This is a genomic window from Austwickia sp. (assembly GCA_016699675.1).
Lineage (GTDB): Bacteria > Actinomycetota > Actinomycetes > Actinomycetales > Dermatophilaceae > Austwickia.
In genome coordinates, this window is sequence record CP064985.1 from 3,371,405 (window position 1) to 3,397,829 (window position 26,425).

The window sequence follows — 26,425 nt, forward strand, 5'->3', positions numbered from 1 at the left end:
GGAGGTGGCTTGCGCTCAGGGCGAACATCGCCGGTGGCGGGAAATGCGCACTGAGCCAGCCACGTTAGCCTTGACGATCGAAGGTGAGCGGAGTTCGACCCTGGACCTGCGCCCTCAAGACCACGACACAAGATGGAGAACGGTGAGCATGAGCGAGATCGTCGCCGCCGGCCCGAACCAGAACTCGGGCCTGGACGACCACATCTACCAGCGGCTGCTCAAGGAGCGGATCATCTTCCTGGGCTCCGACGTCCGCGACGACAACGCCAACGCGATCTGCGCCCAGATGCTGCTGCTGGCCGCCGAGGACCCCAACAAGGACATCTGGCTCTACATCAACAGCCCCGGCGGCTCGATCTCCGCGGGCATGGCGATCTACGACACGATGAACTGGATCCAGTGCGACGTCGCCACCGTGGCGATGGGCATGGCGGCGTCGATGGGGCAGTTCCTGCTCTCGGCGGGCACCCGCGGCAAGCGCTACGCGACCCCCAACGCGCGCATCCTCATGCACCAGCCGCTGGGCGGCATCGGCGGTACGGCGACGGACATCAAGATCCAGGCCGAGCAGATGCTCTACATCAAGCGCAAGATGGCCGAGCTCATCGCGCAGCACACCGGCCAGCCGGTGGAGAAGATCGTCGAGGACTCCGACCGCGACCGGTGGTTCAGCGCGCAGGAGGCCATGGAGTACGGCTTCGTCGACCACGTCTACGAGCACGCGGGCCAGACCCCGGGTGCCGGCGGCACCGACAACTGACAACCGGCCCGACTGCCCAGAGGGAAAGACCGACATGTACCTACAGACCCCGCAGCCCGGCCGCGGCGGCCAGTTCGTCCCGGCCCCGACCAGCCGCTACATCCTTCCTCAGTTCGAGGAGCGCACGTCGTACGGGATGAAGCGCACCGACCCGTACACCAAGATGTTCGAGGACCGCATCATCTTCCTCGGCGTCCAGGTCGACGACGCCTCCGCGGACGACATCATCGCCCAGCTCATCGTGCTGGAGAGCCAGGACCCCGACCGGGACATCCTGATGTACATCAACAGTCCCGGCGGCTCCTTCACCGCCATGACGGCGATCTACGACACGATGCAGTTCATCCGCCCCGACATCCAGACCTTCGTGATCGGGCAGGCGGCCTCGGCCGCGGCCGTGCTCACGGCGGCGGGCGCGCCGGGCAAGCGCTACGCCCTGCCGAACAGCCGCATCCTCATCCACCAGCCGGCCCTCGCCGGCGGGGACTACGGCCAGGCCTCCGACATCGAGATCCAGGCCAACGAGGTCTTCCGGATGCGCAGCTGGCTGGAGCAGACGCTGGCCAAGCACTCGGGCCGTACGCCGGAGCAGGTCAACGAGGACATCGAACGCGACAAGATCCTCTCGGCGGACGAGGCCAAGGCCTACGGCCTGATCGACGACGTCCTATCCAGCCGGAAGGCGTCAGCGCAGGGCTGAATTCGACTGCGGCAAGCCTGAAGCGGGCGAGGCCGAACCGTCCGTGGACGCTCCGTCGCCGTTTAGGCTGCCGTCGATGGGCGCGGTCACCGCTCATGGGGAGCTGTCGGGGACGCCCGTCGGATGCGGAGTTCGCCATGAAGACCAGCGGGCGCCTTGTCGCGCTCCTTGCCGCGGGATTCATCGGCGCACGCGGCGTCGTCGACCATCAAGACGGCCGAGTCGGCACCCTCGGCGGGGAGCGTCCTTGCCTGGTTGGCGACTCACGTGCCCGACTATCAGGCCCGATTTGCCGCGGGGCGGTCGGCCCTACCGGCGGACGCCCGAAGCGGCCTCGGCATCATCAACCCGACGGATTATCGGTGCGGCCCGACCTACGTCCACACCTGGGTGGGGCGCGTCACCGCCGGATGGACCGCGGAGGACGCGTCCGTCAAGGGGATCGCCAGCATCCTGATCATGTACGACGCCCTGCTCAACGTCACCTCCGCGCAACCGCAGAGCTACGGTCCGGCCGGCGAGTACACGCACGCCGTCACCAAGACGTATGGACCTGCGCCGCTTCTGGGACATCGACTCCTCAAACATCCAGCTCGTCGCCTTCCACGGCACCACCGCGCTGGACCAGGCGCGGATGACGCGGGTGTTGACGGCGGAGTTCGGGTTCCCGGACAGCGAGGCGAAGGAGCTGGCCGCGCTGCTCGCCGGGGCGCTGAACCAGCCGAAGTTCCGCTACGGCAACCACCCCCTGCTCACGTTCAACGCCTTCGCCGTCACGCCCCACCCCGGCGATCCGGCCCCGATCCGGAGTCTTCCCGACAAGCTGCTGATGGGTGACGGGATCCTGACGGGATTCCGGGAGCTCGGCTACGGCGACGTCGCTCCGCAGGTCATCGTCGCCCACGAGTTCGGGCACCACGTCCAGTTCGACAAGGGCGTGGACTTCCCCGGCACCCCGGAGGGGACCCGCCGGACGAGCTCATGGCCGACGCCTTGGCCGCGTACGACGCCAGCCACCCCCGCGGCGTCTCGATGCAATGGAAGCGGGTCCGGGACGCCCTGCAGGTGGTCTACGGCATCGGCGATTGCTTCTTCGCCGCGCCGGGCCACCACGGGACGCCGGACCAGCGGCTGCGCGCCGCCGACTGGGCCTACCGGCTCCAGGAGGCCGCGCGACCGAAGGGGAAGATCGTGACCGCGGCCGAGTTCATCCGGCTCTTCGATGCGGCACTGCCAGGACTGGTCGCACCGGACGCTTGACGGCCGCAGCGGCCCGCCCTGGGGCCCACCTGAGTTCGCGCTGACCTATAGCAAATCGGCTGCGCCGCAACGGCGTACGTCGAGTGCCCGCGGCCGCCGGAGATCCGGCGGCCGCGGTGTCGTCTCGGCCGCGCGGCGCCGTACCCGCGGGTTTCCGCCCTCAGCGGACACGCCCCGGTTGTCCTCGCGGTGGGCCGGCCGAATAGGGAAGATGGATGCACGGGCGCAGGCCCGGGCGGTCCCGGCTGGGTCCGGCCGCCCACCCGCTCGAACGCTTGCACTCGCATCAACCGAACCGAAGGGATCGCCTGTGGCACGCGTGGGAGACGGCGCCGACCTGCTGAAGTGCTCGTTCTGTGGGAAGAGCCAGAAGCAGGTCAAGAAGCTGATCGCCGGCCCGGGCGTGTACATCTGCGACGAGTGCATCGATCTGTGCAACGAGATCATCGAGGAAGAGCTCGCCGACGGCGGCGAGCTGGGCCTGGAGGAGCTGCCCAAGCCGCGCGAGATCTTCGGTTTCCTGCAGCAGTTCGTGGTCGGCCAGGACGACGCCAAGCGCGCGCTGGCCGTCGCGGTCTACAACCACTACAAGCGCATCCAGGCCGGCGAGAACAACCGCAAGGGCGACGAGCAGGTCGACATCGCCAAGTCCAACATCCTGCTGATCGGGCCCACCGGGTGCGGCAAGACCTACCTGGCCCAGACCCTGGCGCGGATGCTCAACGTGCCGTTCGCGATCGCCGACGCCACCGCCCTCACCGAGGCGGGCTATGTCGGCGAGGACGTGGAGAACATCCTGCTCAAGCTGATCCAGGCCGCGGACTATGACGTGAAGAAGGCCGAGTCCGGGATCATCTACATCGACGAGGTCGACAAGATCGCCCGCAAGAGCGAGAACCCGTCGATCACCCGCGACGTGTCGGGCGAGGGTGTGCAGCAGGCGCTGCTGAAGATCCTCGAGGGCACCACCGCGAGCGTCCCGCCGCAGGGCGGCCGCAAGCACCCGCACCAGGAGTTCATCCAGATCGACACGACGAACGTGCTGTTCATCGTGGGTGGCGCCTTCGCTGGGCTGGAGAAGATCGTGGAGTCCCGCGCCGGCAAGTCCGGGCTCGGTTTCGGCGCCACACTGCACACCGCGAAGGCCCCGGACGAGTACTACGCCGAGGTCCAGCCCGAGGACCTGCTCAAGTTCGGTCTCATTCCCGAGTTCATCGGTCGGCTCCCGGTCATCACGACGGTCGCGCCGTTGGACAAGGACGCGCTGACCAAGATCCTGGTCGAGCCGAAGAACGCGCTGGTCAAGCAGTACAAGCGCATGTTCGAGATCGACGGCGTCGAGCTGGAGTTCTCGGACGACGCGCTGGAGGCCGTGGCCGAGCAGGCCCTGCTGCGGGGCACCGGCGCGCGCGGGCTGCGGGCCATCCTCGAAGAGGTGCTCCTGCCGGTCATGTTCGACGTGCCCAGCGAGGACGACATCGCCCGGGTCGTCATCACCCGCGAGGTCGTGCAGCACAACGTCAACCCGACGATCGTGCGGCGCGAGCCGACGCTGCGGGCCCGCGGCAAGCGCGCCGACCGCCAGGAGCGCAAGGAATCCGCCTGAGCCGACGCGGGATTCGGCCGAACGCTGGGTCCTGAGCTGGGCTCGCCTGGTGCGCCCGGTCCGGTCCAGGCAGGATGAGGGGCGTGGATCGCGTCTTTCGTCTCGGGCTGGGCCAGGTCGGCCCCCTGCAGCAGAGCGAGGTCAGTTGCGGTGCGGCCTGCCTCGTGGTGGCCCGAATGTTGCGCGATCCGTCGTACGCCGGGTGGGTCGTGAATGGACCCGACGGCGACCCGCGCACGCCGAACGAGCGGTTCGCCTCCCTGGAACGCCGCACCATGCGACGGACCAACAGCTCGCTGGCCTACCCCGGGCGGCCCCAGCTGCCCTGGCCTCGTGCGCTGGGCACCTCGCCGTGGGGCGCGGCCGCCGAGCTGGAGGCCAACAGCGCCGACCCTGGCTATGACTACCGGGTCGTCCCCGTCCGCGGGCTCGGTCGCGCGGCGCTGGGGGGCGCGTACGACGCGATCGTGGCGCGGGTGCGGCCGGGTGCGCCGGTCCTGCTGTACGTCGGGAGCGCGGCGCTGCCTCGGCACGTCTGCCTGCTGTTCGCCGGGGCGCAGGACCGGACCGTGCTGGTGTACGAGCCGGCGTGCGGGGCCGTGGACCTGCCCAGCCGAGACCGGTTCGCGTCGGCTCAGCTCGGCCTGGCGGGTTGGGACCGGCCGTGGTTCCTGGTCGCGCCCGGCGCGCCACCCCAGATCGCCGGCAAGGAGCGGGTACGACGCCTCGCGCCCGTCCCGCGCGCCAACCCCGGGGCGGCCCTGCTGCGCGAGCAGTGACCTGCTGCCTGACCGCCCGTGACGGCCCCCGTGACCGTTCGTGACCTGCTGCCTGACCGCCCGGTACGGCCCTCGTTGATGACGTCCGCCCCGTGACGCCCCCAGTGACCGTTCGTGACCTGCCCTTTGGGTGCCATGGCACCCTTTGCGCAGGTCACGAACGGTCGTATGCGGCCCTCGGTGATGACGTCCCCCGTGATCGCCCGCCGGCTGTCGTGATCACGGCAGCACAGGGGATTTCACGGGGGATGTCACGGAGGCGACGCTGGCAGGACCGCGGGTCAGGCCGGGGGCGGGGCCAGTTCGGCGTCGCGGACCTCGAGCGGGCCGCCCTCGACGTACGAGGCGTTCTCCACCCGACCCGCGGCGAACAGGTCGCCCTCCGCGGCCTGGATCCGCGCCAACGCCTCCGCCGGGCCGGCCAGCGTCACCGAGGTGACCACGGCCTTCATGCCCACCTTCGCGTCGGACTTGGCCCTGCGGATGCCGGCCAGCGCCGTGCCCACCGCGTCGAGCAGGACCGCGTCGCCCCCGCCCGACGTCGCCGAGGCGAGGCCTGGCTCGTCCACCGAGGGCCAGGGCGCGCGGTGCACCGACCCGGTGCGCCACCAGGACCAGACCTCCTCGGTCGCGTACGGCAGGAACGGTGCCAGCAGCCGCAGCACGACGTCGAGCGCGATCCGCAGCGCGGCCTGCGCCGATGCCGCCGCGGCCTCGCCCCGACCGCCGTGCGCGCGGTCCTTGACGAGCTCGATGTAGTCGTCGCAGAAGGTCCAGAAGAACGTCTCGGTGTCCTCCAGGGCGCGGGTGTGGTCATAGCCCTCGAAGCCCCGGGTCGCCTTGTCGACGACCGCCGCGAGCGCCGCCAGCATCGCCCGGTCCAGCGACTCGGTCACCAAGGCGGCCAGCACATCGTGGGAGCTGGCGGGCTCGCCGAAGCCCAGCGCGAACTTGCTCGCGTTGAGCACCTTGATCGCGAGGCGCCGGCCCACCTTCATCTGGCCGGTGTCGAACGCCGCGTCGGTGCCCAGCCGGGCCGAGCAGGCCCAATACCGCACGGCGTCCGAGCCGTGCTGCTGCAGCATGCCCTCGGGGGTCTCCGCGTTGCCCTTCGACTTGGACATCTTCTTGCGGTCCGGGTCGAGGATCCAGCCGCTGATCGCCGCGTGCCGCCACGGCAGGCTGTCCTGCAGGTGATGGGCGCGCACCACGGTCGAGAACAGCCAGGTGCGAATGATGTCCTGACCCTGGGGGCGCAGGTCCATCGGGAAGATCTTGGCGAACAGCTCGGGGTCGCCGCCCTGGGCCCCCCAACCGGTCGTGAACTGGGGGGTCAGCGACGAGGTCGCCCACGTGTCCATGATGTCCGGGTCACCCACGAATCCGCCGGGCACGCCACGCTGGTCAGGGGCGTACCCGGGCGGGCAGTCCGCCGACGGGTCGATCGGCAGGGTGTCGGCGGCGGGCACGATCGGGTCGTCGTAGTGGATCTCGCCGGCGTCGTCGAGCCGGTACCACAGCGGGATCGGGATCCCGAAGAACCGTTGCCGGCTGATCAGCCAGTCGCCGTTGAGCCCGCCCACCCAGTTCTCGTAGCGCACCCGCATGAAGTCGGGGTGGAAGGCCAGCTGGCGGCCCCGCTCGATCAGCGCCTCCCGCAGGTCGGCGTCCCGGCCGCCGTTGCGGATGTACCACTGCCGGGTCGTCACGATCTCCAGCGGCTTGTCGCCGCGCTCGTAGAAGTTCGTCTTCCGCTGGGTCGGGGTGGGCTCACCGTCGAGGTCCCCGCTGGCGCGCAGCGCGTCGACGATCGCGGTCCGCGCGCCGTACGTCGTCTTGCCCGCCACCTGCTCGGCGTACAGCTGCGCCCCCGACCCGGCGAGCCAGTCCGGGGTCTCGGCCGCGAGCCGCCCGTTGCGGGTGACCAGCGAGCGCATCGGCAGCTGCAGCTCTCGCCACCAGGTGACGTCGGTGAGGTCGCCGAAGGTACAGCACATGGCGATGCCCGCGCCCTTGTCCATCTCCGCGTCGGGGTGGGCGACCACCGGCAGCTCCACCCCGAACACCGGCGACGTCACGGTGGTGCCGAAGAGCGGCTGATACCGCTCGTCGTCCGGGTGCGCGATGAGGGCCACGCACGCGGGCAGCAGCTCGGGCCGGGTCGTCTCGATGTAGATCGGGCGGCTCGCCGCCGCGTCGGTGGCCACCGTGTGGAACGCCACCCGGTGGTAGTGGCCGGGGTAGTCGCGCGCCTCGAGCTCCGCCTGGGCCACCGCGGTCTGATACGTCACGTCCCAGAGGCCGGGGGCCTCGGACTGGTACGCCGTGCCGGCCGCCAGATGGGCCAGGAAGGCCTCCTGCGACACGGCCCGGCTGCGGTCATCGATCGTGCGGTAGCTGATGCCCCAGTCGACGGACAGGCCGAGCCGCCGCCACAGCGCCTCGAACGCCTTCTCGTCCTCGACGGTGCGCTCGTCGCACAGCTCGATGAAGTTGCGCCGGGAGATGGCCTCCTGCTTGCTGGCGTCCTTGACGTCCTTGGCCGGCATGTCGCCGTGGTAACGCGGCTGGTAGTCGGGGGCATAGGGCAGGGACGCGTCCCCGCGCACCCCGTAGAAGTTCTGCACCCGCTTCTCGGTGGGCAGGCCGTTGTCGTCCCAGCCCATCGGGTAGAACACCTCGCGACCGGTCATCCGCTGGTAGCGCGCCAGGCAGTCCGTGTGTGTGTAGGAGAACACGTGCCCCACGTGCAGCGACCCGCTGGCGGTGGGCGGCGGGGTGTCGATCGCATAGACCCGCTCGCGGGGCAGCTCGAGCGCCCGGGCCCGGTCGAAGCGGTAGGTCCCCTGCGCCTCCCAGACCGGCGCCCACTTGTCCTCGAGGCCGTCGACGGACGGCTTCTCGGGCACCTGGGCGGAGCCGGCGGGGGAGGGATCAGCGGGGGTCGTCATGGGCCGAATCTTCCCAGATGGGCGGCGATCGACTCCAATCGGTTACGGGGCCGCGCCCCGGTGCCATCGGGCCGGGCTCACCCGCCGGTCAGGACGCGCCGGCCAACAGGCAGAACTCGTTCCCGGAGGGATCGCGCAGCACGGTCCAGTCGTGACCCTGCGCCCACGGCTCGGCGACGCGGGTGGCTCCGAGGTCGAGGGCGCGCGCGAGGCAGTCCGCGGTGGGCTCGCCGGGGGAGGGGCGGACGTCGAGGTGGAGTCGGTTCTTGACGTCGGCCGGCTTGGGGGCGGGCTCCGGCCAGAACGAGACGTGCGTGCCACGGCCGCTGGGGTGGCGCAGCGCCACACCGCCGAAGAGCATCGTCCGGTGCCATCCGGTCATGGCCGACCAGAAGGCGACGTCCCGCTCGGGGTCCGCGCTGTCGACCGGGATGTCTCCGAGCGGGCCGGTGTTCGCCCGCTCCCGGGAGCGGGCCTGGAGGCGGGTGAGGACGTGGGCGTACCAGTGGTCGAGGTTCGGGATGCCGTCGACGAGGCCGGCGCGCACCCGTTCGGCCAGTTCGGCGAGGTCGAGATCGGCGGGCGGGGTGCCGTCGGCGAGCGCCTCGTCGACGACCCGCCAGGTGCACCAGACCGCCTCGGGCCACAGCGCCGCGGGAAGGACGCTGCGCACGGCCTCCTCGAGCAGCTCGCCGAGGGCCGCCCGGTCGAGCTCGTCGGCGTTTCCCGGGCCGTCGGCGCCGCCCGTGCCCACGTGCCGGGAGGCCTGCCGCGGCGGAGGGGTGCCCAGGTCGCCCCAGTAGACCGTGCGGATGGGCACGTCGTCGGGGTGGCCAGGGTTGATCGCGGAGGTGACGTGCGCGCGCAGCTGCGCCTCGATCGGCCCCATGGGGAAGCCGCCCGTGAATCGCGCGACGGTGGCAAAGGCGGGGTCGTCTTCGACGCGGACCGCGACGCCGTGGACGAGGACGATCGGCATGGGCGGCTCCGTTCCTCTCGCGCTCCCTAGCCGGCCGCCGGGCCGCCGGGGACCCGATCGGTGAAGACGCGGCCGGGGTTCATCAGGCCCTTGGGGTCGAAGACCGCCTTGACCTGCTGCTGGAGCCCGTAGCTGAGGTCCCCGATCTCGCGGCGCAGCCACGGAGCCTTGAGCGCGCCCACGCCGTGCTCCCCGGCGAGGGTGCCGCCGAGCGCCAGCGCGGCGGTGACTAGCTCGTCGAACGCCTGCCAGGCGTGCGCCGTCTGGTCGGGGTCGCGGGGGTCGAAGAAGATCGCCGGGTGCAGGTTTCCGTCGCCGGCGTGCCCGGCCATCATGATCTGCAGCCCGTGGTCGGCCCCGATCGCCTGCCCCGTGCGGACGAGGTCGGGCAGGTGCTTGACCGGGACGCACATGTCCTCCAGCAGGTGCGGCCCGACCGCCTCCTGCGCGGCGTTCAGCGAGCGCCGACCGGCGAGCAGCATCTCGCTCTCCTGCTCGTCGTCGGCGATGGCGATCTCGGTGGCGCCGACGGCCTCCATGATCCGCGCGTACTCCGCGACGTCCGCCGCGGCGAAACCCGTCCGGTCGGACTGAACCAGGAGCGCCGCGGCGCAGCCCTCGGGGAAGCCGAAGTCGGCCAGCGCCTGGATCGAGACGATCGAGGGCTGGTCGAGGAATTCCATCAGGCTGGGGCGGGAGCTGGCCAGGCGGAGCGCGACGATGGCCTCGCTCGCGGCCGTCAGGGAGTCGAAGGTCGCCAGCGCCGTCAGGGCGGTCTCCGGCTTGGGCAGCAGCTTGGCGATCACCTTCGTGACGACCCCGAGCGTGCCCTCGGACCCGACGAACAGGCCGGTGAGGTCGAAGCCGGTGACGCCCTTGGCGGTACGCCGTCCGGTGCGCAGGATTTCGCCGCTCGGCAGCACCACCTCCAGGCCGCGGACGTAGTCGGCCGTCACGCCGTACTTCACGCAGCACAGCCCGCCCGCGTTCATCGCGACGTTGCCGCCGATGGTGCACGAGTCCACCGAGCCGGGGTCCGGCGGGTAGAAGAGGTTCTTCTCGGCGGTGGCGCGGCGCAGGTCGCCGGTGACCACGCCCGGGCCGACCACTGCGATCGACTCGATCTCGTCGATCTCCTCGATGGTGTTCAGGCGCTCGGTGTTGAGGACGATGCCGCCGGGGACGGCGGACGCCGCGCCGGTCAGGCAGGTGCGGGCGCCCTGGGGGACGATCGGTACGTCGTGCGCGGCCGCGTAGCGCATCACCTCCACGACGTCGGCGACCGACGTCGCGCGGACGACCTCGTACGTCGCGGGCGCCGTCGATCCGAAGGTCTGGTCGACGCCGTAGGTGGCCTTGACGTCCGGGTCGGTGACGGCGTGGGGCAGCGCGACGGCGAGATCGGTCATGAACCCATCCTGCCCCGACTCCCGCCGCGTCGGATCGTCGAGCGGGCTACAGGTCGTCCGACCTCTGCCGATTCGGTGAACCATGAACCTCGGGTCGCTCAGCGCCGCGCTCGCGACAGCGCTCCCCAGCACGGTGGCAACGCTCGCGCTGCTGGTCGTCCCGGCGGCGGTCCCCCCGCAGGCCGCCTCGCCGGTCGCTGCGGTGGTGGGGGCCACGGCACCCGGCGTACCGGCCATGGCACCCGGCGTACCGGCCATGGCACCCGTCCCCGCCCTCGATGCCGCCGCCGAGGCGGCGGTGGCCGCGACGAACGCGCAGCGGGCCGCCGTCGGCGCCGGCCCCGTGGTCTGGAACGGGTGCTTGCAACCGTTCGCACAGCGCTGGGCCACGACGTTGGCCGGGCGCGGCTCGCTCGCTCACCAGGACCTCGCGCCGCTGCTCAGTGGGTGTTCGCTCAGCTCGGCGGGGGAGAACGTCGCGATGGGGTACAGCACCGCGTCGGCCGTCGTGACCGCCTGGATGAACTCCCCGGGGCACCGGGCCAACCTGCTGAACCCCACGTTCACGCAGGTGACGATCGCGGTGGCCAAAGACGCCTCGGGACGCACGTTCTGGGTGATGAACCTGGGCGCCGGGCAGGCCGCCGCCCCGCCGGTCTCCACGCCGACCCCGGCCTCCGTGACGCCCCAGCCGCCGGTCCGTACCCACCGCCCGATCTCCCGCGAAGACGCCCCCGCGCTGACGCCGCACCGCTGACGCGTGGGACCGCGTCGCGGCTGACCCGAAGCGCCTCGGGCCGCCTGGGGCGCATGCGGGCTTGGGATCTGAGGCGCGTCCGACTTAGGGTGCCCTTAGTTGCCTCGTCGACTAAGGAGTCAGGTTATGGCACAACAGCTTTCGTTGCCGGATGCGCGCTCTGAGGTCGCTCCGGGCGGGCTCGCGAGAATCACCGGCGCCGCCCCGGTGCCGGCGGTGGCCCGCGACGTGGTGCTGTTGCTGGCGCGCGTCCTGCTCGGCGCGATCATGATGGCGCACGGCTGGCAGAAGCTCGCCACCAACGGCCTGGAGGCCACGGGTTCCTCGTTCGCCGCGATGGGCGTGCCGCTGCCCGAGGTCTCCGCGGCGGTGGCCGCCGTCATCGAGCTGGGCGCCGGGGCCGCCATGGTGCTTGGGCTGCTGACGCCGATCGCGGGAGTCCTGCTGGCCGGGGTACTGGCCGGCGCCTTCGCCTTCGTCCACGCGGACAAGGGCCTGTTCGTCGCGAAGGGCGGGTGGGAACTCGTCGCCGCGCTCGGATTGGCCGCCCTCGTCTTCGCCGTCGTGGGTCCGGGACGGTTCAGCGCTGACGAGGTGTGGGCCGGCCGTTCGCGCGGGTAGCGACGCAGGTTCGGCCGCTTGATCCCGCTCGCCGCGCGTGCCGCTGGCTGGCCTGGCCTGGCAGTCGCGGGTGGAGTGACTGGGGCGTAACGCGGTCCCGGGAGCGCATCACGCCCCTGTCAGGTGTGCCCGGTCGGCGCCTCCCCACGGGCAGAGGCTTCGTCTGCTCACGAGCTCCGCGAGAATGCGGTGCATGAGCCATCTCGCCCTCGTCACCGGAGCTTCGGCGGGCATCGGTTTGGAGATTGCCCGCAACCTCGCCGCTCGCGGCCACGACATCGTCGGGGTCGGGTCCGGCGCGCGTGTCGCGGAGCTCGCGACCATGATCGATGGCGGCACGGTCATCCCCGTCCAAGCCGATCTGCGCACTGAGGAGGGCGTCGAGCGCGTCTGGGCCGCAGTAGCGGAGCTGGGGAAGCCGCTCGACGTGGCCGCGCTCAACGCCGGCCGCAGCCTGGGCGGGTCCTTCCTCGACACCGACATCGAGGCGGAGAAGGACCTGATCGCGCTGAACATCACCTCTCAGGTGCTGCTCGCCAAGCACGTCGTCCGCGCCATGGCGGCGCAGCGCCACGGTCGAATCCTGATCACCTCGTCGCTGTCGGCGCTCACCCCCACGCCGTACGAGTCCATCTACGGTCCGACCAGGGCGTTCATGCTCAGCTTCGCGCAGGGGCTAAGGGAGGAGATGAAGGAGTACGGCGTGACAGTGACCGCGCTCCTGCCCGGCACCACCGCGACGGACTTCCACCACACGGCCGGCATGGATGGGACGGTTTTCGGCTCCAATGAGTGGAAGAACGACCCGGCGCTGGTGGCCGCGCTCGGGGTGGAGGCCCTGTTCGCGGGCCGCGACCACGTCATCGGCGGGGACCGCAAGACGCGACGCGCCGCCTGGCTCAATCGGGTCTTGCCCGACGGTCAAGGCTCGGCGGTTCGCCCGGGCCAGCCGGCCGACGAGCTGATCCTCCCCCCTATTGCGCTTCCCTATTCGACACCAGCCGACCGGAAGCGGCGCGGCAGAGGTCCGCGGCCTCGTGAGGCCTCCGCCATCTCGCCGTTGCTGCAGCAGCCTGCTCGAGTGACTGGGGCGTTATGCGTGCCCGGGAACGCATAACGCCCCAGTCAGGTGCGCAAGGTGGGCCCTGACGAACGGGCCAGGCGCGTCCGGTGAGCCCACCAGGCGGCGATGGACAACACCGCGAGCGTGACGCCGGCATGGCGCAGCCCGTCGCCGACCTTCGGCTCGGTCCCGAACGCCGCGGCCGATCCGAGGAACTCCTGCGCCGACCAGAACGGCAGGATGTGGGTCCACTCCGATTGGGACGTCAGGGTGATCGCAAGCAGGGCGATCATCACGAGGGTCCCGTCCATCTCGCGCGTCACGACCTGCGCCACGAGGCCGCCCAACGGGACACCCACCAGTACGGCGGCGACCAACGCGAGCGCCACCATGTCGGGCCGGTCCGCACGGGCCAGCCAGGCACCGACCCACGCCACGGTCGCGACGCCGAGGCCGAGGACGGACAGGGCGATCTGCCGCCCGAGGTGCAGCGACACCGGTCGCGCCCCGGCGACCCGTAGTCGCCGCTCCACCGGGCGGGCCGCGACATAGCTGAAGAGGGCAAGCGTGGCCACGGCCCAGCCAGCACCGACGACGAGGAAGGACACCCGATACCGCACGGGTCCCAACCGCAGCAAGAACAGCGGCAGCAGCACGACCATGGCCAGGGCCCAACCGCGCTGACACAGCTCGCGCACAGTCACCAGGGCGACCGTGGCGATCATGACTCGGCCCCGATCGCGCCGACGCGGGCGGGTCGAAGCCGCCAGTACGCCGCGCCCGCGGCACAGGCCGCCAGGACCACGGCGGCGGCGCCGCACTGGACGGCGGCCTCGACCGCGTACGACGTACCGACCCTCCCCGAGTAGCCGAAGTCGACCAGCCGGGCCGGGCTGTCAAAGGGCAGGACCCGGGTCCAGGAGCCCGCCGACGCCCCCGCGATGGCGAAATGGACGCCCATGACCACCATGAGCGTCAAGGTCCCCTCCAACTCCCGCGGCAGCAACTGTCCGACAAGCGCGCCGGGCGGCACCGCCAGCAGGCAGGCCGCGAACAGCGCCGCCACCATGGCCGATGGCCGCTCCGCGTCGCGGTCGGCGGCCCAAAAGAGGGCCGCCCCCACGGTCGCGACGAGCACGGCCAGCCCGGACAGCGCGGCGGCTCGACCGGCGAAGAGCACCCCCGGTCGGGCGCCGACGATGACGAGTCGACGCTCCATGCCCTGGGCGAAGGCCCAGCTGTACAGGGCCAACGTCGCGATCGACCAGGCCGCGACGAGGACGAGGAAGTACGCCGACGAGGTCCCGGCGTACACCGCAAACGGCAACGCCACGAGCAGGACCAGCGCGGTGCGGCGTCGGGCGAGGTCCCCGACGCTGGCCTGGACGACGGCGCGCCACATGTCACGGCCCCGGGACGCGCAGCTCGATGACGCGGTCGACCTCGCGCAGGCTCGACAGCAGGTGCGTCACGACCACCACCCCCGCGCCCGCGTCGCGCCAGGCGAAGACCTGCTCCCAGAAGTCGAGATAGGACTCCTGGTCGAAGCCCTGGTAGGGCTCGTCGAGGAGGATGAGGTCGGGGCGGTCGAGCTCGCCGAGGACGACATTGAGTTTCTGTTGGGTGCCGCCCGAGAGGGTCCCGACGCGCGCCTTCGGCTCCGGCCGCCAGCCGAGCTGAGCGGCGAGCCGCTCGCCGGTGGGGACCGCCTGGGCGGCCGGCATCCCGCGCGCGGCGGCGAACAGGCGCAGGTGCTCACCGACCGTGAGCAGGGGAGCGAGGCCGCCGTGCTGGGGCACGTACCCGAGGCGCGCCGTCCGCGCCACGCGCCCGGTGCTCGCGCGGGTGGCGCCGGCACAGATGTCGAGCAGGGTCGACTTGCCCGAGCCGTTGGCGCCGACGATCGCGGCGATCTGCCCGGCGCGCAGCGTGAAGCTGACGGGCGAGAGCACCAGGCGGCGGCCGTAGCGCTTGCTGACCTCGGTCACGCGCAGGACAACGGGGCCGGTGAGGTCGGGGGACGGACGGTTCAGTCCGGCGGTGCGGGCAGGTTCGGTGGCTCGGACGGAGCGGGCCAGGGCCGCGGCGTACGCGCTGGCCGGCCCGTAGAGGTCCGCCGGGTCGCGGCCCGCGTCGTCGGCCTCCGCCTGGGCGTCGTTTGAGAGCTGTACGGCGACGCGGCGGGGGAGGCCGGCGGCGTGCAGGTCACGTTCGAGGTTGGCGCGCCAATCCAGCACGGGAGAGGTCATCGGTCGCGCTCCGGACGGCGAACGGCGGTGAGTGAGTCGGTGGGCCCGGCTTCGGCCGGGTGGGCGGCGCGCGTGACTCCGTCGAGGGTGGCTCGGAAGCCGTGCCATTGGGTGACGAGCTGCTCGAGCTGACGGAGTCCGGCGGGGGTGAGCTCGTAGTACTTGCGACGCGGCCCGCTCGTGGACGCGACCGAATCGCTGGCGAGCAGCCCTTGGCGTTCGAGGCGAAGCAACGCGGGATAGAGCGTGCCGCCCGGGACCTCGTCGACGCCGGCGGCGACGAGCCGCTGGGTGAGCGAAAGCCCGTAGTCAGGGCCGCCGCGGAGCAGGGCTAGGAGGCACAGGTCGAGGAAGCCGTAGAACCAGTTCTGTCGAGCGTCGGGCATGGTTAGTAGACCATCTACTAACCAGACGGCCTGACAACCGGCGGTGAGCGGTGGGCCTGAGGGGTTTCGTGCGCCGTGCAGAACGTACGGGCCCGCCAGCGTCGCGATATGGGCCGAGCATGGGGAAACGGCGGGGGGTGTAGGCCCATATCGCGATGCTGGAGCTGGAGGCCGGCCTGCCCCCGGCTCGAGATGACCGGACGGGCTTATCCACAGGGTGCGAAGGACTCCGGCCGGCTGACGGCCGGTGCCATGAGGATCGACCCATGGCCGATCTCTCTGCCCTGCCGCTGCGGTCAGGCGGCGTCTTCACCAGCGCCGATGGTCGGGCCGTGGGGCTGTCCACCAAAGCCCTCCTGCGGTTGGCAGCCCGGGGTGAGGTCACGCGGTTGTGTCACGGGTGGTGGATGCCGGGCCGACCGGCGGACGGCAAGGACCGGCATCGTCGACTGTGCGCAGCACTGCAATCCCAGTACGAGGGTCGGGCCTGGGTCAGCCACACCTCCGCCCTGGCGTTGGCGCAGCTGCCCGTCCAGCAGGCCGCGCTCACCACCGCGCACCTGACCAGGTGGACGGACCAGCAGACCCGGCGCGCCACGACGTACCGGATGCACGCCAGCGTCGGCGACCACCTCGACCCGTCCGCGCGGCTGGCCACGGCCATCGTGCAGAGCGCCCTCCTGAGCGGGCCGCTGCAGGGCCTCTACGCCGCCGATGCGGCCCTGCGGCGGCGGACCGTCACGCCGGGCGACATCGCGGAGGCGCTGGACCGGCTTCGGGGTCGCCGCGGGATGGCGCAGGTTCGAGAGTTCTTCAGGTACGCCGACGCCCGCCACGAGTCACCCGGGGAGACGTGCACCGCGGTGGTGCTGCGGGCGCTGGGGTACGCCGTGACGCCACAGGTGGAACTGCGCCGCGACGGTACGGCGTACTGGGTGGATTTCCTGCTCGACGGCACGCGGGTGGTCATCGAGTTCGACGGGCGGGTGAAGTACACCGACCCCGAGGTGCTCTTCGCGGAGAAGCGGCGTGAGGACGAGATCCGCAGCTGGGGGTACGTCGTGGTGCGACTCACCTGGGACCTGCTCCATGAGCCGGCACGCGTGCGGCAACGCATCGAGGACGCCCGTGCCCTGTGCCGCTAGTCCCCGCCCGTGCCCGACCACCATCGCGATCTGGGCCGAGACTGCGGAAACGGCGGGGGGTCTGGGCCCATATCGTCATGGCCGCGGGCGGGGAACGGCGGTTGCTGCGGTCCCGTAGACTGGGCTCATAGGCGTTCGAGCCGTCATCAGCGGCGAGCCTCCGGAAGAACGGCGTGACACAGGCGGACTCGGCCTCGGGCCCGCAGGGAAGCGCTTAGTAGAACCGGACGGGTGGGCCCGTCACAGCCTCCGACAAGAGCGGCCGCGACTCGGCGTCCGCGGCGGGCGCCGGCACTCGGCGTACGGCGTGGCGTGGATCGGCGGCAAGCGGGGTGGTACCGCGGCAGGTGCGCGACGAGCGCGCCGTACGTCGTCCTCGCGGCAGGACCCGACGTACCCCGACGAGTTCGACCCGCGAAGGACCCCCGCGAGATGACGTACCCCCAGGTCAGCAGCACCCCAGCGACTCCCGGCGCAGCCTTCGGCGTGCCCTCCTCCCCGAACTTCCCGGCGATCGAGGAGAGCATCCTCGCCTACTGGGCCGCCGATGACACCTTCCGGGCGTCCGTCGAGAACCGCGAGGCGGGGCAGAACGGCAGCAACGAGTTCGTCTTCTATGACGGCCCGCCCTTCGCCAACGGCCTGCCGCACTACGGCCACCTGCTGACCGGCTACGTGAAAGACCTGATCCCGCGCTACCAGACGATGCGCGGGCGCCGGGTCGAGCGCCGGTTCGGCTGGGACACCCACGGCCTGCCCGCCGAGCTCGAGGCCATGAGCCAGCTGGGCATCAAGACCACCGACGAGATCCGCGACCTCGGCATCGAGGCGTTCAACGCCAAGTGCCGCGAGTCGGTCTTCAAGTACACCGACGACTGGCGCGATTACGTCACCCGCCAGGCGCGCTGGGTCGACTTCGACAACGACTACAAGACGCTCGACGTGACGTTCATGGAGAGCGTGCTGTGGGCGTTCAAGCAGCTCTATGACAAGGGCCTGGTCTACGAGGGCTTCCGCGTGCTGCCCTACTGCTGGAACGACCAGACGCCGCTGTCCAACCACGAGCTGCGGATGGACGAGGACGTCTACCAGAACCGGCAGGACCCCGCGGTCACCGTGGGCTGCCGGCTGACCGACGGGCCGTACGCCGGGGCCCTCGCGCTCATCTGGACCACGACCCCGTGGACCCTGACCTGCAACCTCGCCATCATGGTCGGCGAGGACATCGACTATGTCGTGGTCGAGTCCGCCGTGCCGACCGGCCGGCCGGAGCGCTATGTCATCGCCGAGGCCCGAGCGCAGGCCTACGCCCGCGAGTTCACCGGCGAGGCCAAGGGCGACGTGGCTGCACTCATCGTGGACCGCTGCACCGGCCGCGACCTGATCGGGTCCCACTACACCCCGCCGATGTCGTACTACCTGGGCCACGAGAACGCGTTCCGCCTGGTCCCCGCCGAGTTCGTCACCACCACCGACGGCACCGGGCTGGTCCACACGGCCGGCGCGTTCGGTGAGGACGACAAGGCCGTCACCGACCGCGAGGGGATCGAGGTCGTGGTCCCCGTCGGCATCGACGGCTGCTTCACGCACCCGGTCACGGAGTACGAGGGACTGCTCGTCCTCGACGCCAACGGCCAGGTCATCGACCACCTGAAGGCGCGGACGCGCCTCGACGCCGATGGCGCCCCCGGCGAGACCGGCGCCATCACCGAGGGCACCGTCCTGCTGCGCCGCGAGACCTACGACCACGCCTACCCCCACTGCTGGCGCTGCCGCGAGCCGCTGATCTACATGGCGGTCTCCTCCTGGTTCGTGGCGACCACCAAGATCCGCGACGACATGCTGCGCCTCAACCAGGAGATCACCTGGGTGCCGGCGCACGTCAAGGACGGCCAGTTCGGCAAGTGGCTGGAGAACACCCGCGACTGGTCGATCTCCCGGAACCGGTTCTGGGGCAGCCCGATCCCGGTGTGGAAGTCCGACGACCCGCGCTACCCGCGCACGGACGTCTACGGCTCGCTGGAGGAGCTTGAGCGCGACTTCGGCGTGCGCCCGGACGACCTGCACCGGCCGTTCATCGACGACCTGACCAGGCCGAACCCCGACGACCCCCGCCCCGAGGGCGAGCGGTCCACGATGCGCCGGGTCACCGACGTCTTCGACTGCTGGTTCGAGTCGGGGTCGATGAGCTTCGCGCAGGTGCACTACCCGTTCGAGGCCCGCGACTGGTTCGAGCACCACTTCCCGGGCGACTTCATCGTGGAGTACATCGGGCAGACCCGCGGCTGGTTCTACACGATGCACATCCTGGCCAGCGCGCTCTTCGACCGGCCGGCGTTCCAGTCCTGCGTCAGCCACGGCATCGTCCTGGGCAACGACGGCCTGAAGATGAGCAAGTCGCTGAAGAACTACCCCGACGTGCGGGAGGTCTTCGACCGCGACGGCGCCGACGCGATGCGCTGGTTCCTCATGTCGAGCCCGATCCTGCGCGGCGGCAACCTCATCGTCACCGAGCAGGGCATCCGCGAGGGCGTCCGGGCGGCGATGCTGCCGCTGTGGTCGACGTGGTACTTCTTCACGACGTACGCCAATGCCTTCGTCGAGGCCGCGGACGGGTCGGGGGAGAAGGGGTACGCCGCGCGCTGGTCGACCGCCTCGACGCACGTGCTCGACCGGTACCTGCTTGCTCGAGTTCGCGAGGTCGTCGAGCAGGTCCAGGCGCAGCTCGACGCCTATGACATCGCCGGGGCCTGCGACACGGTGCGCAGCTTCCTCGACGTACTGACGAACTGGTACGTGCGCCGCAGCCGGGACCGCTTCTGGGACACCCGCGGCGAGGGCGCCGCCGAGGCGCGCCAGGCGATGGACACCCTGTACACGACCCTCGAGGTGCTGTGTCGGGTCGCCGCGCCGCTGCTGCCGATGACGACCGAGGAGATCTGGCGCGGGTTGACGGGCGGCCGGTCGGTGCACCTCACCGACTACCCGGACGCGACGGACCTGCCGGCGGACCACGCCCTGGTGGCGCACATGGAGCGGGCCCGCACGGTCACGTCGGTGGCGGCGAGCCTGCGCAAGGCCGACGGGCTGCGGACCCGGCTGCCGCTGGCGCGGCTCACCGTCGTCACCGAAAACGCCCACGCCCTGGGCGAGTTCGTTGACCTCATCAAGGACGAGGTCAACGTCAAGGAGGTCGTCCTGCAGGACCTGTCCAGCGCGAGCGAGGCCGACTTCGGCGTGAGCCAGCGGCTGCTCGTCAACGCCCGCGCCGCCGGCCCGCGGCTCGGCAAGCAGGTCCAGGCCGTCATCAAGGCCAGCAAGGGCGGCGACTGGTCGGTGACCGGCGACGGGGTGGTGACCTGCGGCGGCATCGAGCTGGCCGAGGGCGAGTACAGCCTCGACACCGTCGTGGACGAGGCGCACGCGCACGCCGGCGCGGTGAGCGTGCTGCCCGGCGGCGGATTCATCGTGCTCGACACCGCCGTGACGCCCGAGCTGGCCGCCGAGGGCCTGGCCGCCGACATCGCCCGGGCGGTCAACGCCGAACGCCGTACGCTCGGCCTCGATTACGGTGACGCGATCAGCCTGACCGTCCTCGGCGCCGACGAGTTGCGTTCGGTCGTCATGGACCACCAGCGGTTCATCGAGGCGGAGACGCTGGCGCGGCAGATCGGCTTCGGGCCGGCGGAGGCGTTGCCGGCGGATCGTGGCACGACCGTGGAGCTGGGCGACGGGCGCGCGGTCCGGATACTGGTGGCGCGGCTGTGACGGGTCAGATCCGGCCGCTGCCGCGGGACGTCGGGTACGCCGTGCGCGAGGCCCGCGGCGATGACCTGGACGCGATCCGGGAGCTGGGCCTGGCGGCGTTCCCCGCGGCGTACGAGGGCGTGGTGGAGCCGGAACTCATCTCCCTGCTGCTGGCCAAGTGGTGGACGAAGGACGCGCTCATCCCGTCGATCCGGGCGGGCCGCGCGTTCGTCGCGGAGGACAAGGCGGGGCGCCTGCTCGGGATGTGCAGCTACGGTCCGCTCGACGGGAGCTACGTGCTCTGGAAGCTCTGCGTGGCCACCGACGCGCGCGGTCGGGGCGTGGGCGGGGCGCTCCTGACCGCCGCGCAGGAGCGGGCGCGCGAGGCCGTCGTCCCGTTGCGGATCACCTACACGGACGGCAACCGGCAGGCCCCGGCCTTCTGCGCCCGGCACGGCTTCGTCGAGGTGGGCCGGGAGGAGCAGACCGGTATGCCGGAGGTCGTGTGGATGGCTCAGGCCGGTACGTCGAGCGCGGGCGCGACCCCGGCCGTCGACGAGCGCGAGGATCAGCGATGAGCGGGGACGCGCGGGCGGCGCGGGACGCCTCCCGGCGGGCCGCGGCGGACCTGGAGCTGCGGCGCCGGATGCGCGAGGTCGAGGAGGCCATCCTCGCCCGCGCGCCCGAGAACGACGTGGAGCCCTCGATCGAGCAGATCGCGGCCGTGATGGACCTGCTCGGCCAGCCGCAGCGGTCTTATCCGGTCGTGCACCTGACTGGTACCAACGGCAAGACGTCGACGACCCGCATGGCCGAGACGCTGCTGCGCGAGATGGGGCTGCGCACCGGCCGGTTCACGTCGCCGCACCTGCACGACGTCCGGGAAAGGATCGCCCTGGACGGCGAGCCGATCTCGCGGGCGGCGTTCGTGGCGGCGTACGAGGACGTGATCCCCTTCGTCGACATGGTCGACGCCAGCTTCGCGGAGCGGGGCGTGGGGCGGATGAACTACTTCCAGACGCTGGTGGCGGTGGCGTACGCGGCGTTCGCGGACGCCCCGGTCGAGGCCGCCGTCGTGGAGGTGGGCCTGGGCGGGACCTGGGACGCCACCAACGTCGCCGACGGCGCGGTGGCCGTGGTGACGCCGATCGGGTTGGACCACCAGCGGCTGCTCGGCGACACGATCGACCTCATCGCCACCGAGAAGGCGGGCATCGTCAAGCCCGGGGCGATCATGGTCAGCGCGGTCCAGGAGCCGGAGGCGGCCGAGATCCTGGTGGCACGCTGCCGCGAGGTGGACGCGCGGCCGGTGTTAGAGGGCGTCGACATCGGGGTGCTTGCTCGGGCAAGCGCCGTCGGCGGTCAGGTCGTCTCGCTGCGCGGGCTGGCCGGGGACTACGACGACCTCTTCCTGCCGCTGCACGGGGCGCACCAGGCGCACAACGCGCTGCTCGCGCTGGCGGCCACGGAGGCCTTCGTCGGCGGCGGCGAGCAGCGGCTGGAGCGGGACGTCGTCGAGTCGGCGTTCGCGCGGTTCACCACGCCGGGTCGGCTGGAGATCGTCCGCCGCTCGCCCACGGTCATCGTCGACGCGGCACACAACCCGCACGGCGCAGCGACGCTGCGCACGGCGTTGGCGGAGGAGTTCGCGTTCGCTCACCTGGTGGGGGTCATCGCGATCCTGGCGGACAAGGACGCCGAGGGGATCCTGGTCGAGCTCGAACCCGTGCTGGACGAGGTGGTCGTCACCCGCACGACGTCGCCGCGGGCGATGCGGCCCGACCGGCTCGGCGCGTTGGCGGCCGAGATCTTCGGCGAGCATCGCGTCCGGGTCGTGGCCGACCTGCCGGACGCGGTCGACGTGGCGGCGGGCCTCGCGGACGCCGCCGCGCAGGGGGGCGGTTCCGCCGGCGGCGTGGTGGCGACGGGGTCGGTCACGACGGCCGCGGAGGTTCGGGCGCTGGTGGGACACGGGGAACTGTCATGAGGATGCCGCCGCTCGCGGGCGCCCAACGCAAGATGACCCGTCGGCTCGGGGCGGTGGTGCTGGGCAGCCAGGCGCCGGTGGTGCTGTTCGGGGCCGTGGGCGCGCGCGCCCTGGCCGACGCGGGCGGGCAGGGCGCCGCCTCGATGTACCTGTGGATGGGTCTCGGCCTCGCGCTCGCCTGCGTGCTCGTCGCGGGCCTGCTGCGCACGCCGTTCGGGGTGAGTCTCGGCTGGTTGGTGCAGATCGCGACGCTGCTGTGCGCGGTCGTCGTGCCGGTCATGGTCGTGATCGGGCTGATCTTCGGCGGCCTGTGGTGGGTGGCCCTGGTGCAAGGGGTCCGCCTCGACGACCTGACCGAGGCCTACCTGCGCGAACACCCCGACGAGGCGTGAGTTCCCCGCTTGCAGAGCTGATCGGCTTAGCTGTGGTGCCCGTCCGACGGTGCTGGTCTGAACCCCTACCGCGGGTGGTCGCGTCACTAAGCTGCCGCTATGACCGAACGCTCTCTCGTCCTTGTCAAGCCCGACGCTTTCGCCCGCGGTCTCACCGGCGAGGTCATCCGCCGCATCGAGGCCAAGGGGTACACGCTGGCAGCCCTGCAGATCCTGACCCCGACCCGGGACATGCTGGCGAAGCACTACGCCGAGCACGAGGGCAAGGGCTTCTACGAGGAACTGCTCACGTTCATGTCCTCGGGCCCGGTCACGGCCATCGTCATCGAGGGCGTCCGGTGCATCCCCGGCTTCCGTTCGCTGGCCGGCAAGACCGACCCCACCGAGGCGTTGCCGGGCACGATCCGCGGCGACCTGGGACGGGATTGGGGCAACGGCTCGACCGAGAACATCGTGCACGGCTCGGACTCCCCGGAATCCGCGGCGCGCGAGATCGCGATCTGGTTCCCCGACCTGGTCTGATGCCCGTTCCGCGATCGCAGAGACCGCATGGCCTGGCTACTCCTGCGCACCCATGGCAGGTGGGTCATCGGTCCTGCCAAGATCGGCGCATCGGGAGCCTCACCGCATCGTGAACCTCACATAGGGCGCAGTGTCGTGGCGGCAATCGCCCGCAGGTGCTCCGGTCCGGTGCCGCAGCAGCCGCCGAGCACCGTGAGGCCGGGCGCGAGGGCGCGCCTCAGGTGCTCCGGGTGGGCACAGTTGACCCCGAAGTACGCGGCCGCGCGGTCGGTGGCCCGATCGACGGCTTCTACGGCATCGAGGAGCCGCCCGCCGTCCGGGAGCAGACCGTCCGTTTCCACCGTGAAGCTCGCCGCGATGGGTACGTCGACCTCGGTCGCCGCCCACACCATCCCGATCGCTTCCGGCGCCTCAGGCAGCGTGGCGGCGTGCACCATGTCGACCCCAGCAGCGGCCAGCGTGGCGAGCTGGTCTCGGTGGTAGCGCGCGGCCTCCGCCGGGGCCGGCGTCCGGTCCACTCGATAGGCATCGTGCCGCGGCCCGATCGCGCCGCTCACCACGGTGGGAACGCCCCGGTATGTCGTCGCCAGCCGCCGCATCAGCGCCACGGCTCGGCGGTTGAGATCAGCCAGGCCGGCGGCGTCGTACCCCAGCGGTTCCTCCCAGTCCGGCGCGGAAGATCAGCTCCGTCTCCAGGCCGGTGTCGGTCAGGAAGACAGCCGCTCCGAGCTGCGGCAGGGCGGGACCACCGGCCATTCGCGACCTCCTGCCTCCGACGCCGTACGCCAGGAGCCTAGGTCCTAGCAGACACGCCCAAGCGGCCTGCCGAGGGGCCCGCCCGCCGATAGCTGGGGCGAAGGGCGGGCCATGGACCGCGTTTCGCCCCAGCCAAGGAGTCAGGGGCGCAGCGCGACGGCGGGAGTCTCGCTGCACGAGGCGAGCCACTCCGAGGCGCGCTCGGCGACCTGGCCGTCGGTGACGACCAGGATCTTGTCGGCGCGCTCCCATACCCCCGGTCCGTGCCCGGCCTCGATCACCGTGGCGCCGGCCTCGGCGACCGCCGCCCAGGCGGCCCGGGCGGCGACGGCGTCCAGGGCCGAGGTGACCTCGTCCAGCAACAACAGCCGCGGTCGACGCAGCAGTGCCCGAGCGAGGGCGAGCCGCTGCCGCTGGCCGCCCGAGAACGTGTCGGTGCCCGCCCCGACGGCGGCGTCGAGCCCGCCGCGGCGACGGCGGACGATGTCGGCCAGGTCGAGCCGGGCAAGCATCTCCCAGCACTCCTCGTCCGTGCGATCGGTGGCGCCCAGGGTGAGGTTGTCCCGCACCGACCCGCGAAACAGGGGGCTGGATTGCTCGACGTAGCCGATTCCCGAGCGGTAGCCGACGATGTCGAGCCGTGCGATGTCCGTGCCGGCCAGCGTGATGCGGCCGGCGCTGGGCGTGTAGAAGCGTTCGAGGAGCGCGAGGATCGTGCTCTTGCCGCCGCCGGAGGGGCCGGTCAACACGACGTGGGACCCGGCCTCGACGGTGAACGACACCGCGTCCAGGATGCGCTGCGCGGGCTCCAGCGGGTCCGGGGAGGACCGCAGCGACAGGGACACGGCCTCGAAACGGATGAACTGCCGTGCCAGCGCGGGGGTCTCGCGAGGCCACACCGGCGCGGGACGCTCGCTTTCCGGGGCGGGTCCCTCCTCGGCAGGCGAGCCCGGGTGGCGCCGCGCGGCGGTCCCGACGAGTCCGTCACGGGCGCCGCCGCACGCGAGAGAGGCGTCGACCTCGCTCACGCCGGCGGCGGGGGCATCGGTCTCGGGGGCGCTGATTCGGTCCAGCTCGTCGAGTCGCTCCAGCGCGCCGGCCGCCTCGGCGATCGCGGTCATCAGGGTGCCCGCCTGGCTCAGCGGGGCGGGCAGCATCGCGGCGTACATGAAGAAGGCCACCACCGCCCCCGGCGCGATCCCGCCGGTGACCGATCGCCAGATGACGAGTGCCACGAGGACCCCCGCCGCGAGCTGCGCGCATCCGAGCAGCACTGGCCCGACGATGCAACGGGCCAACAGCGACCGGTTCGCCGCAGCGATGAGCGTGCCGTTTGCCGCGCCGAGGCGGCCGGCGGCGAAGCCCTCGGCGGCGGCGGCGCGCAGGGTGAGCAGCGCGTCCAGGCAACGTTGTGCCTCGGCGACGAAGGCGCCCAGGGCCCGCTGGTGGGCCAGGCTGTAGCGGCCGATCGGGCGGGTCGCCACGGCGACGACGGCGGCGCATCCGGCCAGCAGCGGGAGCACCACCAGACACAGCCCCGGGTCGGCGGCCCACATGCCGATACCCGCGCCGACGACGGTGACGCTCAGCCCCATCACCTGGATGGGGCCGTCGCGGAAGACCGCCCCGAGGTGCTCGGTGTCGTTGGCGCAGCGGGAGACGAGGTCGGCGGCGGGATAGGCGGTCAGGCGGGCGGCGGGGATTCGCAGGGCGGCCGCCGCGGAGCGGTCGCGCAGGTCGCCGACGACGCGGTTCGCGGCCCGGCCGAGGACGAGGCTGACGCTCGCACCGAGGACCGCGCCCGCGATGGACAGCGCCGCGAACACCCCGCCGAGCACCGCCACCTGCGACCAACGTTCGGCGCGCAGCTCCTCGATCGCCACCTGCACCAGGCGCGGCCCGAGCAGCCCGGTCGCGGCGGCCACGATGGTCCCGGCGGCGCCGATCAGCACGGCACGCCGGTCGTGGCCGAGGACGGCGACAACGCGCCGGACATGACCGCGCGGGAGGCGCTGCGTCGGGGCTGGCATGGCGTTCCTTTCGGGAGCGGCGAGGCAGGGTTGGTGATGCGGGTCCAATCCGCCGGTGGGGTGCGCCCCCGCGGAGGGCTGGTGTCGCGTCGTGGTCGTCCGCCGGGCCAAGCCGCGGTACGTCGCGTGCTCCCCGGCTATCCGGCCCGACCAACCGCGTCCGGCCCGACCGACCGGCATCCGGTCCGCGCCGCTGCGGAGATGGCGCGGACCGGATGCCTGGCGGGTCTGCCGGGCACCGCTCAGGTGAGGGGAGCGGCACCACCGGAGCGTCAGCAGAACCAGCTGCCGTTGCTGCGGCACTTGTAGATGCTCCAGGAGCAGCT

23 protein-coding genes and 1 pseudogene are annotated in these 26,425 nt (G+C 71.7%); 14 read left to right on the forward strand and 10 right to left on the reverse strand.

Translation table 11 applies throughout. The features are described from left to right. Window positions 1-148: 148 nt before the first annotated feature. Window positions 149-760 (forward strand): ATP-dependent Clp protease proteolytic subunit, encoded by a 612-nt coding sequence (locus IPK37_15435; GenBank protein QQS00259.1) that lies wholly within the window; start codon window positions 149-151, stop codon window positions 758-760. Between the two features lie 34 nt (window positions 761-794). After that, entirely contained in the window at window positions 795-1,460 is a 666-nt protein-coding gene (locus IPK37_15440) for an ATP-dependent Clp protease proteolytic subunit (protein ID QQS00260.1), read from the forward strand. Between the two features lie 580 nt (window positions 1,461-2,040). Here the strand turns inward: IPK37_15440 and IPK37_15445 are convergent. After that, a complete protein-coding gene (locus tag IPK37_15445; protein QQS00261.1) occupies window positions 2,041-2,376 on the reverse strand; it encodes a hypothetical protein in 336 nt (111 codons plus the stop codon). A 65-nt stretch (window positions 2,377-2,441) separates the two neighbouring features. Between IPK37_15445 and IPK37_15450 the strand changes: the two genes are divergently transcribed. The 3 genes from IPK37_15450 to IPK37_15460 all read left to right on the forward strand — a co-directional run bounded on the left by IPK37_15450 (window position 2,442) and on the right by IPK37_15460 (window position 5,105). Continuing rightward, complete coding sequence (locus tag IPK37_15450; protein QQS00262.1) at window positions 2,442-2,720, forward strand: hypothetical protein; 279 nt, start codon at window positions 2,442-2,444, stop codon at window positions 2,718-2,720. 310 nt (window positions 2,721-3,030) lie between these two features. Beyond that, window positions 3,031-4,326 carry an ATP-dependent Clp protease ATP-binding subunit ClpX gene (gene clpX / locus IPK37_15455; protein QQS00263.1) on the forward strand — a complete coding sequence of 432 codons (1,296 nt, stop codon included), beginning with the start codon at window positions 3,031-3,033 and terminating at the stop codon, window positions 4,324-4,326. Between the two features lie 83 nt (window positions 4,327-4,409). Then, entirely contained in the window at window positions 4,410-5,105 is a 696-nt protein-coding gene (locus IPK37_15460; GenBank protein QQS00264.1) for a hypothetical protein, read from the forward strand. A 281-nt stretch (window positions 5,106-5,386) separates the two neighbouring features. Here the strand turns inward: IPK37_15460 and valS are convergent, their stop codons facing one another. From valS to IPK37_15475, 3 genes are all read right to left on the reverse strand, one after another. After that, entirely contained in the window at window positions 5,387-8,056 is a 2,670-nt protein-coding gene (gene valS, locus IPK37_15465; protein ID QQS00265.1) for a valine--tRNA ligase, read from the reverse strand. Between the two features lie 88 nt (window positions 8,057-8,144). After that, window positions 8,145-9,035 (reverse strand): hypothetical protein, encoded by an 891-nt coding sequence (locus IPK37_15470; GenBank protein QQS00266.1) that lies wholly within the window; start codon window positions 9,033-9,035, stop codon window positions 8,145-8,147. A 26-nt stretch (window positions 9,036-9,061) separates the two neighbouring features. Next, a complete protein-coding gene (locus IPK37_15475; protein QQS00267.1) occupies window positions 9,062-10,444 on the reverse strand; it encodes an FAD-binding protein in 1,383 nt (460 codons plus the stop codon). Window positions 10,445-10,526: 82 nt separating this feature from the next. Between IPK37_15475 and IPK37_15480 the strand changes: the two genes are divergently transcribed. The 3 genes from IPK37_15480 to IPK37_15490 all read left to right on the forward strand — a co-directional run bounded on the left by IPK37_15480 (window position 10,527) and on the right by IPK37_15490 (window position 12,939). After that, a complete protein-coding gene (locus IPK37_15480) occupies window positions 10,527-11,201 on the forward strand; it encodes a CAP domain-containing protein (GenBank protein ID QQS00268.1) in 675 nt (224 codons plus the stop codon). A 126-nt stretch (window positions 11,202-11,327) separates the two neighbouring features. After that, window positions 11,328-11,822: a DoxX family protein gene (locus tag IPK37_15485; protein ID QQS00269.1), complete on the forward strand. Its 495-nt coding sequence runs from the start codon at window positions 11,328-11,330 to the stop codon at window positions 11,820-11,822. Window positions 11,823-12,006: 184 nt separating this feature from the next. Then, window positions 12,007-12,939 (forward strand): SDR family NAD(P)-dependent oxidoreductase, encoded by a 933-nt coding sequence (locus IPK37_15490; GenBank protein ID QQS00270.1) that lies wholly within the window; start codon window positions 12,007-12,009, stop codon window positions 12,937-12,939. 8 nt (window positions 12,940-12,947) lie between these two features. On the opposite strand, the gene IPK37_15495 is transcribed toward IPK37_15490, so the two are convergent. The 4 genes from IPK37_15495 to IPK37_15510 are packed head-to-tail and all read right to left on the reverse strand — an operon-like array spanning window position 12,948 to window position 15,520. Continuing rightward, window positions 12,948-13,589, reverse strand: a complete 642-nt coding sequence (locus IPK37_15495) for an ABC transporter permease (protein ID QQS00271.1) — start codon at window positions 13,587-13,589, stop codon at window positions 12,948-12,950. A 17-nt stretch (window positions 13,590-13,606) separates the two neighbouring features. Beyond that, window positions 13,607-14,287 (reverse strand): hypothetical protein, encoded by a 681-nt coding sequence (locus tag IPK37_15500; GenBank protein QQS00272.1) that lies wholly within the window; start codon window positions 14,285-14,287, stop codon window positions 13,607-13,609. Window position 14,288: 1 nt separating this feature from the next. Then, a complete protein-coding gene (locus IPK37_15505; protein QQS00273.1) occupies window positions 14,289-15,134 on the reverse strand; it encodes an ABC transporter ATP-binding protein in 846 nt (281 codons plus the stop codon). Further along, a complete protein-coding gene (locus IPK37_15510) occupies window positions 15,131-15,520 on the reverse strand; it encodes a helix-turn-helix transcriptional regulator (GenBank protein ID QQS00274.1) in 390 nt (129 codons plus the stop codon). The genes IPK37_15505 and IPK37_15510 overlap by 4 nt, the downstream gene beginning before the upstream one ends. A gap of 266 nt (window positions 15,521-15,786) precedes the next feature. On the opposite strand from IPK37_15510, the gene IPK37_15515 reads away from it, so the two are divergent. From IPK37_15515 to ndk, 6 genes are all read left to right on the forward strand, one after another. Next, window positions 15,787-16,665, forward strand: coding sequence for a DUF559 domain-containing protein (locus IPK37_15515; GenBank protein ID QQS00275.1), 879 nt, complete (start codon window positions 15,787-15,789; stop codon window positions 16,663-16,665). Window positions 16,666-17,097: 432 nt separating this feature from the next. Further along, a complete protein-coding gene (locus IPK37_15520) occupies window positions 17,098-20,433 on the forward strand; it encodes an isoleucine--tRNA ligase (GenBank protein QQS00276.1) in 3,336 nt (1,111 codons plus the stop codon). Then, on the forward strand, window positions 20,430-20,990 hold the full coding sequence (locus tag IPK37_15525; protein ID QQS00277.1) for a GNAT family N-acetyltransferase: 561 nt from the start codon (window positions 20,430-20,432) through the stop codon (window positions 20,988-20,990). The genes IPK37_15520 and IPK37_15525 overlap by 4 nt, the downstream gene beginning before the upstream one ends. Further along, the gene (locus IPK37_15530) at window positions 20,987-22,399 is read left to right on the forward strand and encodes a dihydrofolate synthase (protein ID QQS00278.1); all 1,413 of its coding nucleotides are present in this window, start codon (window positions 20,987-20,989) and stop codon (window positions 22,397-22,399) included. The genes IPK37_15525 and IPK37_15530 overlap by 4 nt, the downstream gene beginning before the upstream one ends. Continuing rightward, window positions 22,396-22,791, forward strand: a complete 396-nt coding sequence (locus IPK37_15535; protein ID QQS00279.1) for a DUF4233 domain-containing protein — start codon at window positions 22,396-22,398, stop codon at window positions 22,789-22,791. Before IPK37_15530 ends, IPK37_15535 begins: the two co-directional genes overlap by 4 nt. A 99-nt stretch (window positions 22,792-22,890) precedes the next feature. Continuing rightward, entirely contained in the window at window positions 22,891-23,313 is a 423-nt protein-coding gene (ndk, locus tag IPK37_15540; protein QQS00280.1) for a nucleoside-diphosphate kinase, read from the forward strand. A 116-nt stretch (window positions 23,314-23,429) separates the two neighbouring features. Here ndk and IPK37_15545 read toward each other — a convergent pair. Together IPK37_15545 and IPK37_15550 are read right to left on the reverse strand one after the other, a co-directional pair. After that, window positions 23,430-24,069: pseudogene (locus tag IPK37_15545) on the reverse strand (homocysteine S-methyltransferase family protein). A 140-nt stretch (window positions 24,070-24,209) separates the two neighbouring features. Further along, the gene (locus tag IPK37_15550) at window positions 24,210-26,099 is read right to left on the reverse strand and encodes an ABC transporter ATP-binding protein (protein QQS00281.1); all 1,890 of its coding nucleotides are present in this window, start codon (window positions 26,097-26,099) and stop codon (window positions 24,210-24,212) included. Window positions 26,100-26,425: the final 326 nt, after the last annotated feature.